Below are 15,301 nucleotides of genomic sequence, written 5' to 3'. Positions count from 1 at the left end.
GGCCCTATTCATAAGATTTATATTAACTCCCCAGATACAATATTACATTAAATCAGGGGGTAATCATTTGTCATTTTTGAGCAGATTATTCGGTCCCAAGCCCATTATAGCAAAAAGCAGATTCATAACAATAGAGGATACTAAAACAGCACCCTTTACCAAGAAGACGGTGGGGTCAGGTTACTCAATGCGCCCGGATGTATACTACATTGTTGCCTCAGTGGAGCTCGGCAACACAACAACAAAGTGCATCCTCACAGCCACCAACCTCAACACCAGCAGGACCTACCTCCTTGACAAGACCGTCAAGATGACCCGTGACATAAGACCCCCACGGGAGGGAGAGGAGGTCTTTGGCAAGACAGTCTGGGGTGTTGAGCTCACAAAGGAGGCTGTCTCCGAACTTGTAAGAGACACGATACTTGAATCCCTCAGAAGGGCAAAGGTTGACATTGAAAGGGACCTCGACTTTGTTGTAAGATCCACCGGTGTAACAGCAGGTTTCGGGTCACCCGAGGAGGTGGGTAAACTCATAATAGCCCTGGCAGACGGCTGCCTTGCAGCAGGTATACCTCCCAGGAAGATGGCGCCCGCCCTCTCAAAGGAAAACATCCCCGAACGCCTCAGAGAATTCTGCTACCTCGACCGTGTAATATTCGACGGTGCAGTGGCAAGCGTTATACCTCCGACGGGCAGGGAGGTTGTTGCAAACGAGATGGAGGGAGAACTTGTAACAGCAGGCATCAAGGTCGGTTCAAAGTGGACAAATGTGGACTACAGGAACCCCTGCGTCTCCCTGGACTTTGGAACAACCCTGGCAGGCCGAATAGTCAATGCAGATGAACCCTACGCAAGGACCGTTGGAAACTTCTGCGGACTTGCAGGCGCAATACCGGACGCCATAATCAGGGGTACCGAGATGGTGGACTGCAGGGGCGGAGCAGCACTGGACCTCTACAAGAAATCCATCCTCAAGGGGGCCGACTGGAAGAAGGCCAGGAGGCATGCCGAGAGGATACATGATGAAATAATCGACATCCGGAAGGTCCCTGCAAACAGAAAAAGATTCGGAACGGTCCCCGTGGATACAGAGGCCGCCTACAGCGCAGGCACCACACTCATAGGATGTGACGCAGGTAAAAATGGTGATAAGCTCCCTGAACTAACAGAAATCGGTCACAGCATATACCAGGAGGATGGTATACACACCCTCTTTGCAACACTGGACCATGTCAGCGCACTCATAGCAAAGAGGCTCATAGATGAGGCCTTCGAGGAGGGTGTCATTGAGGAGGGTTCGGTCCTCGGTGTCACAGGCAGGGCCGGAATTACAGGCACAAAGCCCAGTCTAATACTTGAATATGTGAAGGACCGATTCAGGGACTGTATATTTGTCTCAGATGCCCTGGCCATGGGTGCAGCGGTCATGGCAAGGTGCATGAACTCCATGGGGACACCCCACACCCCCCTGGGAGGAAGGCAGAACGGCCCGTGCATCCTCGGAATGAGGAGAAAGTTGCAGTCAAGAAAGGAAGATAAATGGATTGAATAGGATGATGGCACTTGTAATGGCAGGTGGAAGGGGCACAAGGCTAGCTATCGACTGTGAAAAGCCCCTCCTTGAGGTAGCAGGACGACCCATGATAGACCATGTCCTCGAGGCCCTGGAGTCTGCCACCGGTGTTGATGGGATAATCGTGGTAACAAGCCCACACACCCCCCTGACAGAGGATCATGTTAGGGGAAGGCACCCCATATTCAGAGCATCGGGTGGAGGTTATGTGGAGGATCTCAGGGAGGTTCTCTCACACCTTGAGGACTCATACCATGAGCCCCTCCTTGTCATCAACTCTGACCTCCCACTTGTGAGGCCATCAACCATTGACTGGATAATAGCCAGCTACCATTCATGCCCGGAACCTGCCATGTGTGTCGCAGTACCAGAGGACCTGTGCAGAAGGCATGGACTTGATTTCTCAGGGTCCCTGGATGGATTAGTACCCTGCGGGGTAAATATATTAATGAGTAAAAACAGAGTACAAGAACAGAGGATCCTTGAGGCTTCCATGCTGGAGCTCGCGGTTAACATAAATAGCTGCAGGGATTTGAAGGTTCTGGAGAAGATTTTAGGTGAGATTGATGGAAGAGAAGAAGCTCATAAAAGGGGAAGAGAAGTACTGGAGTGAGATAAAGGGATACCAGGTCGCCACCAACAATGCACGCATCCTGGGGGAGCTTGAAGAACTCATAATCAACGATAAAACAGGTAAGATAACCGACGTGGTTATCAAGGTGGACAGTGGTAGAAACGTGACAGTCAAGGGGGCCAAGAAGAAGGGCGACTACCTCCTGGTACCATTCGGGAAGGTTGAAAAGGTCGGTGAATTCATAATAATCTCAGAATAACTATTTTTTCCTCTAATTATCCTTCCAGGGTTATATCCTCAGAGTAGAGGCTTGTAATTGAACTTTTCTTTCAGTTAAGGAAGCTTTCATCCCACATTAAAAAATAAAAAAATTCGCCGGATTTACATGCCCTTGAGGCTCATATCCAGCATTCTCTTGGTTTCAGCCGCAAGTTCGGGTGGAAGGCCGGTTATATCCATACTCAGGAAGCCCCTCACAATCATGGATGCTGCCTCCTCCTCGGTAAGACCCCTTGAGGTGAGGTACATGACCTCCTCCTCGGCTATCTTACCGACAGCGGCCTCATGGGACATCTCGAGTTCAGTGGCGCTACCCTCAAGTTCAGGGACAGCGTATATCATTGAGTCATCTGAGAGCACAAGACCGTGACATTCAAGATGACCCTTAACCTCAGGGACCCGCCCCGCAAGGTGACCCCTCGAATATATCTGGGATGAGTCCTTGGAGACAGCACGTGAGACCATCTCGGCACTGGATCCCCTGCCCTCAAGTATGACCCTTGAGCCCATGTCAAGCACAGAGTCCTTCTGACCACCAAGGATGGACTGGAAGACGACCCTTGAGTTCTCACCGGTACAGTAGGCTGTTGGATAGGACTGGATGCTCTTCACAGGACTTGTCAGTATGTAGTTGTTTATGTAGGTGGCGTCATCACCCACCATTATACCGGTCCTGGGGCGCACCTCAACCTGCTCTGCCCAGTTGTGGACCATGGTGAAGGTTATCCTGGCCCCCTTCTTGAGGTAGAACTCGGATACACCCACATGGAGGGCTGAGCTCACATCCTCTCCTGTTGCACAGCCTGTGATTATGTGAAGTTCAGAGTTCTCCTCAGCTATTACGATGTTATGGGCTGTCTGCATAACCCTCTCATCACCTATGAACATACAGGCCTGTAGGGGGAACACCTCACGTGCACCCGGCTTTGACCTTATGAAGTAACCACCCATTTCACCCTCAGCCTCCCTGAGGGCTGTGGTGGCGGTGTACTTGTCGGTGTCAACGGCAACTGCCTTCCACATGTAATCCTTCAGCCAGCTGTACTTATCGAGGGCGACATTCATTCCCATGATTTCTATTGACTCGGAGGCGCAGGTTGTGCAGATGCCTGACTGGTCAACCTGTATGAAGGTACCTGCCCTCTCCCTCTCCTCAGGGTCAACACCGACCCTCAGGAGTGTCTCCTGGACCTCCTTGGGGACCTCCTTGGCCCTTGTCACCTCCTCGTGTTCACCGGCCTCCTCCTTTATGAATTTTTCAAGGTCGATGTCCTCACCGTAGAGGGCCTTCTTTTCCTTGGCCTTCTCAGCCTTCTTCAGTGTATCCCGCAGCATTCAACACACCCCTTGAATCCGTCCTTCCTTATATCCTCAATTATCTCCTGTGGATTCCCTGAACATGCTATCCTGCCATCCATGAGCACATGGGCGGTATCAGCGCTTACAAAGTTCAGTATGTATCCCAGGTGGGTTATTAGGAGTCCTGACTTCCTCCTCAGACCGGGTTTCTTGTCCTTGTCAAGGAGCACGTTGATCTCCTCCGCCAGGAGCTCCACATTCTCAATGTCAACACCGGAATCCGGTTCATCGAACATTATGAAGTCAGGTTTCTGGGCCATTAACTGGAGGATCTCGGATCTCTTAACCTCACCACCTGAGAATCCAAGGTTTACATCCCTCTCAAGGAAGCTCTCATCGAATTTCATCTTGGCTGCAAGTCCCCGCAGCTCGGGTGTCAGTTCTTCCTCTGTTTCCATACCAGATTCAACCTTGAGGAGGTCCATGAGCTTCACACCCCTTATTGCAGGGGGGTTCTGGAAGCTGACACCTATACCCATCCTCACACGCTCTGTTGTGCTCAGATCGGTTATATCCTCACCCTTGAAGAGTATCTGACCATTTGTAACCTTGTACTTTGGAAAACCCAGAATCGTCATGAAGAGGGTGCTCTTACCTGAACCGTTGGGTCCGAGAAGGACATGTGTCTCCCCCCTATCGATGTAGAGGTCTATGTCCTTGAGGACCTGTTTTCCGCTAACCTCAACCGCAAGGTCGGTTATTTCAAGAAGCAGTTAAACCACCACCTATTTCTTCCTTTTAATAAATTATTCGTAGGATACAATAAATAGATTCCCATGGCAATCCTATTCTAGGAAGGACTCAAGGAGTTCAAGTGCGCACCGTATACCGGATCTCTGTCTCCTGAGGATCTCCTCAGCCCCTGAGAACCTGAGGTCCGCTTCAACATCGGAGTTTATGACCTCCTCCCTGTTTTCTGAGACAACTGCAATGCCGCCCCTTCCGATACCGGCGGTAGTACCTATACCCAGATCTGCGGAGGTGAGCTCCCTCACGGATCTTGCCATCATGAGGGCCACCCTCTCATCCTCCTCTTCAGTGTAGACCTTGATGTCATTCAGGGTGGCTGAGGGTTCAGGGGGTTCAAATTTGAGGATGCTCCGTATACCTGAGAGGGTTGGTATGAAGAGACCTGCCACCAGCACCACATCTGAGTCCACACTCCAGCTGTAGCCTCCAGGGTAGCCCATGGAGTAGGCGTGTATCTCCCTTGCAACGAATCCATGGGTGAAGCACTCAGCAGTCGCAACCCTTATCATCCGAGTTTCCTCCTGAGGAGTTTGAGTATCTCTGCAGTCATAACCTCCGATACACGGTCAAGGACGTATGGAGTTACTGGCTCCCAGTCCCTTATCAGTTTTCCTGTCCCCACAAGCAAGTGGTCAGTGACGCCCTCATCAAGGAGGTACTCCACTATGGGGTTCCCGGGATCAGCCTCCTCTATACTGATGGCATTCACCTCCTCCTCACCTATCCCGAAAACTCCCATGGTGCTGATGGTGGCGGAACCCCTTTTCTGGGCGTACTTTATTATCTCTGCAGTCACAGGCAGGGTATCACCACCTGCAATCTCAACACAGACAACATCTCCCCCGAGGAGGTGGAGGTTGTCCTGGTCTATGTACTCGGGGATGCCCCTCACCGTCCTTGAGAAGCCAGGGGTTGCAAGTGATTCAATGAACTTCACCTTGTACTCGCCGGGCGTGGCACCCATGAGGCGGAATATGAGGTCATCGGCAGATACGCGCTGACCATCAATCACATTTATTCTCTCGGGGCCTCCCCTGTGTATCTGCATGAGGTTGAGGGCTGTTCGAAGCCCCAGCCTGCCGGCACCAACGAGGGTTACCTCCCCACGGGGGGCCTTTTTCCCTTCAAGTTCAGAGATCTCCAATAATATCACCGCCATTTTCGCTCTTTCCCTTAAGTTCATGCATTCCATGTACCTAAATGTAGGCGGCCCTGTACTCACTCCAGGGGGTGCCAGTATCCAGGAGTTCCGCCATGACCCCGAAATCCTCAATGACCTCACGGAGTCTGTGGAGACCGGGCATCTCGGTCGCATGGTGACCTGCATCTATGAGTGTCAGGTCCATGTTCCTCCCGAGGATGGCGGGTCCATGGGTGAGGTCACCTGAAAGGTACGCCGATACACCCTCACTCCAGGCCCTCATTATGAGTGATTTATCTGAGAGTCCAAAGCCAGAAACCACCGCGACCCTGTCAACGTATTCACGGGGATTAACAACCCGCAGGGTCTCAGGATTAAGAACCCCTGTTCTTTCGAGGAGCTCTTCAAGGGATAGATCAGCCCTACATATGCGGCCGACACCTGTATCAGGGTCAAGGAATGATTCAACATCCAGTCCCAGGGCATCTGCCAGGGCGTCACAGGCACCTCCATCGGCAACGTCCCAGTTGGAGTGGACTGTGAGGTAGGGGATGGGGGGTTCAACCTCCGGGGGGTGGTGGAGGACCAGGAGGTCGTAGCCATCCACAGCCACATCCTCAAGGTAATCCATGAGGACGAGGACAGCTTCAACCTCGATTTCAGGGCCATGATACCCTATCCGGTCACCCGGGAGGGCAAGTTCAGGGGGGGCAACCCTATCCATCAATTCGATAAAGGACTCTATTCTAATTGTTATCACCGTCCTCTTCTGTAACCTCCGACCTTATCATTCCGAGGTTCCCCTCAATTATCTCATCGCAGCTGATGTCCCCCAGGGACGATACAGTCAGGGCAGGTGATTCAAGGGCCCTGAGGAAGCCCTGAGGGTCCTTCTCTCTGAAGAGGATCCTCTCAAAGAACCTCAGGGTTGCGGTTGCATACAGTACTCCGCTACATTCAAGGGCATCGGCCATTGACCTTCGAAGAACCTCGACTGTGAGGGTCATTGTGCCCGAGGTCTTGGCACCGAGTCCAAGGGTGCGGAGAGAGGCCTTCAGATCTGATTCAACCGCCTCAAGCCGTTCAGAGGTACTGTTGTAGCCCATTATTGTTTCATCACTGCCATCAGAGGTCGGGTCCTCAACGATGAAGGCCCCTGCAGTGAAACCTGAGAGCTCCTCAGGGGTTACACCACCAATGCCGGTTGTATCAACTATGAGGTCCCAGTCACCATCCAGTCCATGAATACCCTCCCGGAAGTCCACATCTCCATTAAGGAGAAAACGTGTCTGGGGGTTTATATCTGCAACTGTAACCCTGCAGTCAAGGGCACCTGAGATCGCGGCGCCTGTGAAGTATGATCCTATAATCAGGGCATTTTCAGGTTCAAATCTGGCATCATCGAGCCACCCAGTGACTGCAGAGGATTTGAGATGGGATATCCCTCTTACTATGTCACCAACTGTGAGGGATGAGAAGAAGGTCTTCACGGTTTCTGTTATGCCTGTTTCAGGGGGTTTCATTTTTGATCAGCTGTTTCCTGTTATTTATGGTTCATACTGGTTTATGGGCCTGTTTTTCTCTGCTGTTCTTTGATGGGGGTCTTTATCTTTTAAACCCTATCCTCTCAAGTGCATGGGTCATCTCTGACCGGACAGCCTCTCTCACTTCCATGCTGTGTATTACATGTGGGGGGGACATGGCTGCAGATAGCAGGCGTCCCCTGGAGTCCATTATAACGAGGAGGGACCCTGAACCAGGGACGCCGAGCCTCCCCCTGGCAATTACAAGGTCCGCACCTGAGATGTCCAGCGCCATGAGGGCCTTTGTGAGTGCTGGCATCCTGGTGAGGTCTGCCCAGTTGGTGTTGAACTGAAGGTGTTCGGCTTCCCGCAGATTGAAACTTCTGAGGACATCGTTTATTGCATCAACCTTCTCAGCATTCCAGTTGGGGACCACGGTCCTGCGGGCACTCCTTATGTACTCCCTTATGGCCTCAACCTCTTCGGATCTGTCCCCGCGGCGTCTGTCCTCTGCAGATTCAAGGTAGGCTTTACCTATGAGGTCCTCAAGCATTTCAACACCCCCAATCAGAGCAGAGCCACTCCCTCGGCTGAGGGGGCTGGTTTTAACTGGGCCCTGAGTCCCATTTCCTTCACAACCTTCAGGACGTCCCTGAGGTTCCCGTAGCGGGGGGACCCCACACCCTTAACGTCATGGGGGTAGCCGTCTGGTATAACAGTTGCGAGGTTATCGGCCCCGGCCATCAGGGAAAACCTGACATTCTCGGGCCCTATTGTGGGTGTTGGAACTGTTATCCTTATGTCAGGGTAGAGGATCCTTGTAATGGCTATGGTCTTCATCTGCTCACTCAGGGGGCAGGGCGGATGTTCCTCCATTGGAGTGCCAGGGTAGGGGTTGAATCCCATTATGGGTATCTCACCAAGGGTTTCAAATTTAGATAGAAACTTAAGGTGCTCCAGGCGATCAGCGTAGCTTTCACCAAGACCTATGAGCAGGCCACTTGAGAGCTCAATACCTGCCGCACAAACCATTTCACAGACCCTGATCCTGTCCTCGATTCTCTCACCGGGTTTAACACTGCTGAAAAGTTCCCTGTTGGTGGTTTCAAGGTTGCAGCATACAGTGTCTGTCCCGTAGTCTGCAAGTTTCTCTGTGGCACTCCTGTTGAGGTCAGATCCAACGTTTATGAGGAGTTCAAGTGATGTGTTCTCCTTAACTATCCTGGCAGCCTTCACGGCATGCTCACCATTGAATCCATGGGCACCTGAGCAGCTGACCCTGGGTATTCCTGATTCCTCTATTATGAGGGCGGCTTCAAGGATCTCATCATCAGTTTTGAAGAATGAGTTATAGTAACCATTTTTTGATGTGCCTGCAGCAAATCCACAGTAACCGCACCGTGGCCTGACCTGGCACATGTTTGTTATGTGCACTGTGGATGTCAGCTTCACAGAGCCGCGGTTTTCACGCATTATATTGAAGGCTGTTTTCATGAGACTGGCAAGATCCCCGGATTCTCTTATTCTGAATAACTGGATAACCTCTCCATCCTGGAGCTGGTACCCTTCTGCCGCCTTTTTCAGTATTTTATCTATCAATTTAACACCAGTTTCAGCTGCTTGGGATTGAAAAGTCAGTAAATTGAAGTGTAAAAATTACTTGGATAAAAAAATAAATAAATTTTTCTGGGATTTTCCTAGGTTTATTTTTTCCTCTTCTCGAGGATTTCGAAGACGGTTGGGAGTATGTCTGCTGATGCTCCGAAGTTCATGGAGTCAGCTGTACCCAGAAGTGCACCGGGGTCGAGGTTCTCTTCCATCTTGTCTATTCCAACCTTATCCATAAGGGCTGTTATCTGTTCAAGTGACTCCTTGGCCATCATCTGTGCGAAACCTGCGGGTGCGCCGAGTACCTGTGTAACTGAGTCCCTGTAGGACAGTATACCAGCGTAGGTTATTGCTGTGAGGGCTGAGCACATGTCACATACAGGTCCGAGGAGTTCGGCTGGTAGCCTGTATGCGTTGCCCCTTGCTTTCTGTCCGAGTTCGAAGAGGGTGTTTATGGCTTCCTCTGAGGCGTAACCCTCTGCAATGTAGACCTGGCCCTTCATTTCGGGTACGGCACCTGGGTGGTAGGATGTTACGTTGAGTGTTTCAGGTTTGGTTACAAGGTCGCCGTGTTTCTCTTCGAATATCTTGTAGAACTTGGTGGTTGGAATCGTGCAGGCGTGGGTGACGATGGCGCCTGGTTTTATATCGTCTATGAATTTGTTGATTATGTCTGGCTGCATGTCACCTTTTGGGAACCAGGTCATTATGAAGTCTGCGTCTGCCACAGCTTCCCTGTCATCTGTTGTTATTTCGAATCCAAGGTCTTCAGGGTGTGTAAAGTGTATTGCACCTTCTGGTGGTTTTGGAAGTTCCTTTGCGACTTCGTTGACCTTTTCCCTGATCTGTGGCATTATTTTTTCTGGGTCCTCCTTGTGGGCTTCTATGACGTCCTCGTAGGCGAAGTCGTCTATGACGGTGAACTGGTTGTCGAATACAGGGTCTGCAACGACGACTTCATCCACACCTGCAAGTTCCTTTAGCTCTGCACCCATTGTTATTGTTGAATGGGTCATGGCTATTTCTGGCTTTCCAACCATTTCAGCGACCTCACAGGCCCTGGAAAAGTTTGTTATTCCACTGGCCGCGTGGGTCCTGTAACATCCTGCACCTAGTATTGCAAGTTTCATATCTATCACTCCATTTCTGTAATACTACTCACATTATTAGTAGTACAGATTAATCGGTTTCCACTATAAATATATTTTTTGATAATTTTCAAACCAAAAAACTTATAAAGAGAATTTATTCAGCTTTGGCAATTTCAGGTAAGCCAATTTAAGCCATGTCTTCATTTTATCCTCCTTTGGGAAGCCGTTGCCATTCATGACTCACATAATAATTATATGAGAATAATCAAAATTATTAAGATATTAATATCATGGGTCTGTGGCTGGGCTGCTTCAATCCAGTGGTCCTAACTGGAAGGCTGCCCTTAACTCTGTAATGGCATGGTGCTGGTTGTTCTGAGAGATCAGAGTACAAACAAGGTTAAATATTAAAAACTAAGCATTTATTATGAATTATAATTTTCTGCCAGAATATTAACTGTGGGCCTATTAGGGCCGCATGGCCATAATTTTAGATTATTGTGGATTTAAAACGGTTAAATGATTAAAATTGGATTTTATCGTGATTTTCATGTAATTACAATGGTTCACATGCCTTTTAAATTTTAGGAACATTTATATATGTAATACTTGTTAGCAGATAATTATGACAAACACGATAAAACTGGAGGTTGTGGTGAAAGCATGGAGATTCAGATTCAGAAAATTGGACTTTTTCGGCCTGGAAAAAATCCAAAATCGTGTACCCTGAGCCTTGACATGGACTGGAAAATTGACTACACAAATTTCGAGAAGGATTCGGTCGGATACACATTCTATGTGGAATCTCTCAATGGAATACCCTTAAATTTTAAAATAGAAGGAAAGGTTGTCCTTGAGAACTCCGAGAAACTCCCGGAAAACCTTTCAGAGGTTCTCCTGGACTCTGGACTGAATATCATGGTTGAACTCTTCAACATAACACGTGACAGGACGATCAGCGTCCAGAATGAACTTGTCAGCATCGATGAGTTTCAGAGAAAAGTAAAGAATCTGGAGGTGTAGAAAATGATGGTGAAACACACCATATGCCCCTCCTGCAGCGCAGGATGTGGGGTGAACATTATAGAAGTGGATGGATCCCCGGCAGGGACCTACCCCTACAGGAGACACATCATAAACGAGGGAAAGACATGCAGAAGGGGAAGGGAATGCTATGAGATTCCAGTAAAGGATAGAATGACATCCCCTGCAGTTAAAAAATCAGGAAACCTTAAGGGTGCAGACTGGGATGAGGCCCTTGATGGACTCACAGAGATGATCTCCTCACCGGAGACAGCCATACTCACAACAGGCACCATGACAGATGAGGAGGCAGCTAAACTCAAAAGGATCATAGAAAGAGTTGATGCAAAAAAATACGGTCTTATAACCGTATTTCCAGAATTCGATTATCCAGAAATAGATGTGAGGAAAATAAGGGACTATGATAATATTGCAGTCATTGGTGACGTAATGAACTGCGCACCCCTCCTCGCAAGGAGGATGTTCCAGGCCATGGATGGTGGTGCAGAGGTCCGATCGTACGATAGGAGGGAGATAACAAGGACGGCCATGAACTCCAGCTCCCACCTGACCTTTTCAGATAATTTAGATCTTCTAGATAAACTCAGGGAGTTTCCAGCAGACCTCATAATGATTACAGCTGAAATCCCGGATGTGATAGACGATGTCCTGGAGGCCTCAGCTGAAACAGGGGCTGAGGTTCTGCCAGTATTTGAGGATTTCAACACCAGGGGTGTGATGCAGCACATACCACCCCTCCGTGACCATGAAGAAATTGAATCCCTGTGGCTCATTGACCCGGGTGCAGCCGCAGAACCCCTGGATGTTAAGGGATCATTCGCCCTCCAGTCAATAAAAACTTCAGGTGCAGTTCCTGACATCTTCCTTGCAACCGCTGCCTGGTGCGAAAAGCGTGGATCGTACACCAGTGCAACAGGACATACTGTAAAACTGGAACCTGCACTACCGGAACCTGAGGGGGTTCTCGCAGACGGTGAAATATTTGACAGAATACTCGAGAGGCTGGGTGATTGAAATGAAATACATTCTTGCAAGGGCCACCGACGAGGAAATTCAGAAAAGGGGAGAGTGTGGCGGAGCAGTAACCGCCATATTCAAATACATGCTTGATAGGGAGATCGTGGACGGAGTCCTGACACTTGAAAGGGGAGATGATATCTACGATGGAATCCCGGTCCTTCTGGAGGACTCAGATGAGATAGTATCAACCTGCGGCTCACTGCACTGTGCACCGACCATGTTCGGAGATCTCATATCAAGGTACCTGAATGATATGCGCCTGGCAGTGGCGGTTAAACCATGCGATGCAATGGCAATAAAGGAACTTGAAAAGAGACACCAGATTGATCCCCAGAGGGTGTACATGATAGGATTGAACTGTGGAGGCACCCTCAGCCCGGTGTCTGCAAGGGAAATGATAGAGACCTTCTATGAAATAGACCCTGATGACGTTGTCAGGGAGGAGATAGATAAGGGCAAATTCATGGTCGAGCTAAAGGATGGCAGTCATAAGGAAATATCAATCGATTACCTTGAGGAGGAGGGCTTCGGAAGAAGGGAAAACTGCCAGAGATGCGAGCTGATGGTGCCCAGGAATGCAGACATTGCATGCGGAAACTGGGGTGCAGAGGAGGGATGGACCTTCATCGAGGTCAACACAGATCGGGGCGAGGAAATCATCGAGGGAGCCCGCAGGGAGGGCTACCTCGAGGTCAAAGAGCCACCAATGAAGATGATAGAGATCAGGGAGAAAATTGAAAATGCCATGATTAAGATGGCCAGGAAGTTCCAGGACAAGTATCTGGAGGATGAGTACCCTTCTCTAGATGGTTGGGATGAATACTGGAAACGCTGCATCAACTGCTTCGCATGCAGGGATCTGTGCCCAATATGTTTCTGCAGGGAATGCGAACTTGAGAAGGATTACCTCCGGGAGCCAGATGAAAAAGCCCCCGACCCCCTGACATTCCAGGGTGTCAGACTATCACATATGGGCTTCAGCTGCATCAACTGCGGACAGTGCGAAGATGTATGCCCCATGGACATCCCCCTAGCAAGGATCTACCACAGAATACAGAGGAAATACCGTGACAGAACAGGCTTCACGGCAGGTGTGAGCGAAGAACTGCCACCGATGTACAGTGGAGAGAAGGATTAGAGTGATTATATGAATTCCAATGATTTTAGAGCCAGGATAGCCGGATTCTGCTGCGAATTGATTCTGAGGTGATGGTATGAGTTTCGAGCCAAAGATAGTGGGATTCTGTTGTAACTGGTGCTCCTATGGTGGAGCCGACACTGCGGGAACAGCAAGGATGCAGTACCCTCCAAACGTCAGAATAATAAGGGTGATGTGTTCCGGTCGTGTCAATGCCTCCATGATACTTAAGGCCTTCCGTGATGGTGCAGACGGAGTCTTTGTTGGCGGGTGCCACATAGGGGACTGCCACTATGATTCTGGAAACTACAAGTGGAAGAGGAGGGCCCAGTTCATAGAGGATATACTGCCAGAGTTTGGTATTGAGAAGGGGAGATTCAGGTGGGAGTGGATATCGGCATCAGAGGGTGAGAAGTTCCAGAGGACAATGAAGGAATTCTATGAAACAGTGAAGTCACTGGGGCCGCTGAGGAGGGCAGGGAAGTAAAGGGGTATTAAAATATGAACCCATTCCCTGCATTTTTATTAACCCACCACTTTTATCAAAGCTTAAATTAACATCCCTTCCATAGTGAATTACAGTGACTTTGAAGGTGAAACAATATGCATGAATTAATCAGGGAAGCTGTGAATGATCCAGGGATGGCCTGGGAAATCATGAAAATGGACAGGGATGTTACAGAGGTCGTGGATGCTGTTTCTGACCTCTCCAGGGACGATAAGATTAAACTTGGAGCCACCTTCAAGAGGTTCCCCCTGGGCTGTGACCTCACAGAGCTCATTGTGGGTACCTGTGCCTCTGACCTTGAAAAGATTGACCTCATGGGAAACTGCATGCTCTCTGACACCATAGGGGCAACCATACATGTATGCGCCTATGCATTTGCAGATATAGCTGAGAGCTATGGTATGAGACCCGTGGAACTCATGAGGGAGGTGAGGGAAACAACGGAGGTCCCCCTTGACCTTGACCACTTCGGAAGATACGGGCCAATGAGGTTTCCAAGATCCATAACAGGGTGCGGCGGCCAGTGCTACCTCGAGGGGCCACCCTTCGAGGGCTGTCCAAGGGAGAGAATACATGCAAGGCTCCTTGACAGGGAAAGGGAGGGGCTACCTGACAGGGATGAATGGGTTGAACTCTCTTCATCTGTTGCAGTTAACCTGACACCTGTACAGGGGGCTGAAACCCACGCAGCACCCCTTGAGGAGGCTGAGGAAGTCCTGAAACTTGCCAGAAAACATGGGAAGGGCGTTGAGGCCATAATGTTTGTCGGTGATGGATACGATGACCTCATATCAGGCTTTGAGGCAGGACTTGAGATGGGCGTCGATGTCTTTGTGATTGAGGGAGGCCCCTTTAACCTTGCAGGGGACAGGCTTGATGCCTTTGCAGGTGCAGTTGCAGCGGCAAGGATACTCACCCCTGGAAAGATAGTTGCAACAAATGGAGCATACGAGGATGAGTGCCGCGTAGGCCTCAGGGCGGGCCTCAATGCAATCATAACAGGATTCCCCAAGAACCACCACGGCTACATGTGTGGATACAGTCCGGGCACAGCCAGGAGGGGCAGATTCGGTCTTCCAAGGGTCATGAAGATAATGAGGGAGGAGGTTGAACCTGGCCTCACACCGGTACCCATACAGAAGGCCCAGCTGGAGGCCCTGGCAGCGGCTGTTAAGGTTTCAGGGACAGAAAATGTCTATCCACGGACCCTGGGTTACACCTACGTTGGCGACGCCCACTGGGCATGCCTTCCATCAACACCCATCTATGAGCGGGTGGAGGTGAAGCGGGATGTGAATGCACTTGTGAAGATGGCTGAGGATGGTGATATCCAGGGAAGGGTTGCCATATTCGGCGCAAGGTTCGTCTCATGGGTTATTGCAGATAAACTTGATGGTCTTGTGGATGAATTCGTCATTGTGGACAGGGACCCATGGGTTGAGCAGGTGACGGTTGATAATCTGAGATCAGAGCTAAGGACAGATGTTCACCCGGGAAACTCTGATGATGAGGGCGCCTACAGTTCGGCTGATTCATCAATAGTATCCACCACCATCCCCCAGATATCTGCAAAAATTTCCGGAAAATTCAGGGACGCGGTGACGCTGGTGTAGGGTTCATCAAAGCCTTCTGGTGGAAGGTGGACGGTATTAAAAATAATAAAAATTTTAACCACACATATAAAATTTTCGAA

The 15,301-nt window shown here is 49.8% G+C and carries 17 protein-coding genes; 8 read left to right on the top strand and 9 right to left on the bottom strand.

The window, feature by feature from the left end; translation table 11 throughout:
- Nucleotides 1-67: 67 nt before the first annotated feature.
- Genes MTCT_RS05315 through MTCT_RS05305 form a run of 3 tightly spaced genes read left to right on the top strand, consistent with a single transcriptional unit; the run spans nt 68 to nt 2,406 of the window.
- Nucleotides 68-1,552 (top strand): methanogenesis marker 14 protein, encoded by a 1,485-nt coding sequence (locus tag MTCT_RS05315; RefSeq protein ID WP_048175723.1) that lies wholly within the window; start codon nt 68-70, stop codon nt 1,550-1,552.
- 1 nt (nt 1,553) lies between these two features.
- A complete protein-coding gene (locus tag MTCT_RS05310; RefSeq protein WP_048175722.1) occupies nt 1,554-2,186 on the top strand; it encodes a TIGR00454 family protein in 633 nt (210 codons plus the stop codon).
- Nucleotides 2,140-2,406 carry a PRC-barrel domain-containing protein gene (locus tag MTCT_RS05305; RefSeq protein ID WP_048175721.1) on the top strand — a complete coding sequence of 89 codons (267 nt, stop codon included), beginning with the start codon at nt 2,140-2,142 and terminating at the stop codon, nt 2,404-2,406. Before MTCT_RS05310 ends, MTCT_RS05305 begins: the two co-directional genes overlap by 47 nt.
- A 122-nt stretch (nt 2,407-2,528) precedes the next feature.
- Here MTCT_RS05305 and MTCT_RS05300 read toward each other — a convergent pair whose 3' ends face one another.
- From MTCT_RS05300 to hmd, 9 genes are all read right to left on the bottom strand, one after another.
- The gene (locus MTCT_RS05300; protein ID WP_048175720.1) at nt 2,529-3,761 is read right to left on the bottom strand and encodes a SufD family Fe-S cluster assembly protein; all 1,233 of its coding nucleotides are present in this window, start codon (nt 3,759-3,761) and stop codon (nt 2,529-2,531) included.
- Complete coding sequence (gene sufC, locus MTCT_RS05295; protein ID WP_048175719.1) at nt 3,743-4,498, bottom strand: Fe-S cluster assembly ATPase SufC; 756 nt, start codon at nt 4,496-4,498, stop codon at nt 3,743-3,745. The genes MTCT_RS05300 and sufC overlap by 19 nt, the downstream gene beginning before the upstream one ends.
- A 72-nt stretch (nt 4,499-4,570) precedes the next feature.
- A complete protein-coding gene (locus tag MTCT_RS05290; RefSeq protein WP_048175718.1) occupies nt 4,571-5,044 on the bottom strand; it encodes a FeGP cofactor biosynthesis protein HcgF family protein in 474 nt (157 codons plus the stop codon).
- Nucleotides 5,041-5,694, bottom strand: a complete 654-nt coding sequence (locus MTCT_RS05285) for a thiamine biosynthesis protein ThiF (protein ID WP_048176641.1) — start codon at nt 5,692-5,694, stop codon at nt 5,041-5,043. Before MTCT_RS05285 ends, MTCT_RS05290 begins: the two co-directional genes overlap by 4 nt.
- A 37-nt stretch (nt 5,695-5,731) precedes the next feature.
- Complete coding sequence (locus tag MTCT_RS05280) at nt 5,732-6,436, bottom strand: Nif3-like dinuclear metal center hexameric protein (protein WP_048175717.1); 705 nt, start codon at nt 6,434-6,436, stop codon at nt 5,732-5,734.
- Nucleotides 6,423-7,199 (bottom strand): SAM-dependent methyltransferase HcgC family protein, encoded by a 777-nt coding sequence (locus MTCT_RS05275; protein ID WP_048175716.1) that lies wholly within the window; start codon nt 7,197-7,199, stop codon nt 6,423-6,425. The genes MTCT_RS05280 and MTCT_RS05275 overlap by 14 nt, the downstream gene beginning before the upstream one ends.
- A gap of 82 nt (nt 7,200-7,281) precedes the next feature.
- The gene (locus MTCT_RS05270; RefSeq protein ID WP_048175715.1) at nt 7,282-7,752 is read right to left on the bottom strand and encodes a DUF3236 domain-containing protein; all 471 of its coding nucleotides are present in this window, start codon (nt 7,750-7,752) and stop codon (nt 7,282-7,284) included.
- Nucleotides 7,753-7,766: 14 nt separating this feature from the next.
- Nucleotides 7,767-8,798 (bottom strand): 5,10-methenyltetrahydromethanopterin hydrogenase cofactor biosynthesis protein HmdB, encoded by a 1,032-nt coding sequence (hmdB, locus tag MTCT_RS05265; protein WP_010876767.1) that lies wholly within the window; start codon nt 8,796-8,798, stop codon nt 7,767-7,769.
- A gap of 104 nt (nt 8,799-8,902) precedes the next feature.
- Complete coding sequence (gene hmd, locus MTCT_RS05260) at nt 8,903-9,937, bottom strand: 5,10-methenyltetrahydromethanopterin hydrogenase (protein ID WP_048175714.1); 1,035 nt, start codon at nt 9,935-9,937, stop codon at nt 8,903-8,905.
- A 624-nt stretch (nt 9,938-10,561) separates the two neighbouring features.
- Here hmd and MTCT_RS05255 point away from each other — a divergent pair.
- The 5 genes from MTCT_RS05255 to hmdC all read left to right on the top strand — a co-directional run bounded on the left by MTCT_RS05255 (nt 10,562) and on the right by hmdC (nt 15,221).
- A complete protein-coding gene (locus MTCT_RS05255; RefSeq protein WP_048175713.1) occupies nt 10,562-10,921 on the top strand; it encodes a hypothetical protein in 360 nt (119 codons plus the stop codon).
- A 3-nt stretch (nt 10,922-10,924) separates the two neighbouring features.
- Nucleotides 10,925-11,956: a formate dehydrogenase gene (locus MTCT_RS05250; protein WP_048175712.1), complete on the top strand. Its 1,032-nt coding sequence runs from the start codon at nt 10,925-10,927 to the stop codon at nt 11,954-11,956.
- Nucleotides 11,952-13,100: a Coenzyme F420 hydrogenase/dehydrogenase, beta subunit C-terminal domain gene (locus MTCT_RS05245; RefSeq protein WP_197538718.1), complete on the top strand. Its 1,149-nt coding sequence runs from the start codon at nt 11,952-11,954 to the stop codon at nt 13,098-13,100. Before MTCT_RS05250 ends, MTCT_RS05245 begins: the two co-directional genes overlap by 5 nt.
- A 76-nt stretch (nt 13,101-13,176) precedes the next feature.
- A complete protein-coding gene (locus MTCT_RS05240; RefSeq protein ID WP_048175710.1) occupies nt 13,177-13,587 on the top strand; it encodes a hydrogenase iron-sulfur subunit in 411 nt (136 codons plus the stop codon).
- A gap of 116 nt (nt 13,588-13,703) precedes the next feature.
- On the top strand, nt 13,704-15,221 hold the full coding sequence (hmdC, locus tag MTCT_RS05235; RefSeq protein WP_048175709.1) for a 5,10-methenyltetrahydromethanopterin hydrogenase cofactor biosynthesis protein HmdC: 1,518 nt from the start codon (nt 13,704-13,706) through the stop codon (nt 15,219-15,221).
- The last annotated feature ends 80 nt before the right edge of the window (nt 15,222-15,301 follow it).

The sequence above is a fragment of the Methanothermobacter sp. CaT2 genome, from assembly GCF_000828575.1.
Lineage (GTDB): Archaea > Methanobacteriota > Methanobacteria > Methanobacteriales > Methanothermobacteraceae > Methanothermobacter.
This window is presented reverse-complemented; position numbering and strand designations above follow the sequence as displayed.

Excerpts from the sequence above, each read along its gene's own strand:
- MTCT_RS05310 (WP_048175722.1), top strand. The coding sequence starts at position 1,554 with ATGATGGCACTTGTAATGGCAGGTGGAAGGGGCACAAGGCTAGCTATC.
- MTCT_RS05305 (WP_048175721.1), top strand. The coding sequence starts at position 2,140 with ATGGAAGAGAAGAAGCTCATAAAAGGGGAAGAGAAGTACTGGAGTGAG.
- MTCT_RS05300 (WP_048175720.1), bottom strand. The coding sequence starts at position 3,761 with ATGCTGCGGGATACACTGAAGAAGGCTGAGAAGGCCAAGGAAAAGAAG.
- MTCT_RS05290 (WP_048175718.1), bottom strand. The coding sequence starts at position 5,044 with ATGATAAGGGTTGCGACTGCTGAGTGCTTCACCCATGGATTCGTTGCA.
- MTCT_RS05285 (WP_048176641.1), bottom strand. The coding sequence starts at position 5,694 with ATGGCGGTGATATTATTGGAGATCTCTGAACTTGAAGGGAAAAAGGCC.
- MTCT_RS05275 (WP_048175716.1), bottom strand. The coding sequence starts at position 7,199 with ATGAAACCCCCTGAAACAGGCATAACAGAAACCGTGAAGACCTTCTTC.
- MTCT_RS05270 (WP_048175715.1), bottom strand. The coding sequence starts at position 7,752 with ATGCTTGAGGACCTCATAGGTAAAGCCTACCTTGAATCTGCAGAGGAC.
- hmd (WP_048175714.1), bottom strand. The coding sequence starts at position 9,937 with ATGAAACTTGCAATACTAGGTGCAGGATGTTACAGGACCCACGCGGCC.
- MTCT_RS05255 (WP_048175713.1), top strand. The coding sequence starts at position 10,562 with ATGGAGATTCAGATTCAGAAAATTGGACTTTTTCGGCCTGGAAAAAAT.
- MTCT_RS05250 (WP_048175712.1), top strand. The coding sequence starts at position 10,925 with ATGATGGTGAAACACACCATATGCCCCTCCTGCAGCGCAGGATGTGGG.
- MTCT_RS05240 (WP_048175710.1), top strand. The coding sequence starts at position 13,177 with ATGAGTTTCGAGCCAAAGATAGTGGGATTCTGTTGTAACTGGTGCTCC.
- hmdC (WP_048175709.1), top strand. The coding sequence starts at position 13,704 with ATGCATGAATTAATCAGGGAAGCTGTGAATGATCCAGGGATGGCCTGG.